The sequence below is a fragment of the Pseudoduganella buxea genome (assembly GCF_009720835.1).
Lineage (GTDB): Bacteria > Pseudomonadota > Gammaproteobacteria > Burkholderiales > Burkholderiaceae_D > Rugamonas > Rugamonas buxea.
In genome coordinates, this window is record NZ_WNKZ01000256.1 from 1 (window position 1) to 470 (window position 470).

A 470-nucleotide genomic window follows, 5' to 3' on the forward strand; every position below is an offset into this window, starting at 1 on the left:
CTGCCTCGGCGTCGAACGCTGCAAGTGCCCGCAAGGCCTCGTCGCGCTGCGCCTGCAGGGCCGCCACGCGCGCGGCCGCCCCTTCCAGCTGGTCGCGCGCGGCGATCTGCGCGTCGCGTTGCGTGTTGGCCTGTTCGCGCGCCTGGGCCAGCTTGGCCGCGAACGCGTCCACCTGGCCCAGGGCCCGGCCGGCCTGGCCGAATAGGCCTTCCCAGCGGGGCCATTCCTGGCCCAGTGCGGCCCAGTGGCGGTGCTGGGCCAGCCATTCCTGGCTGAACTGCTGCGCTTCGTGCAGCTTGCGCCGCTCGTTGCGCTTGTCGCTCAGCGCCGTTGCCGCCTGCGTGACAACCGCCACCGCCGCATCGCGGGCCGAGCGGGCCTGGGCGTGGGGTGGCTGCATCGCGTCGATGCGGGCGTCCAGCGCCTTGGCCAGGTCCAGCTGGGGGGCCGCGGCCAGCTGCGCCGCTTCA

The 470-nt window shown here is 74.7% G+C and carries 1 pseudogene; it reads right to left on the reverse strand.

The features are described from left to right. Positions 1–470, reverse strand: a pseudogene (locus GM672_RS28670) (AAA family ATPase); the annotation flags it as partial.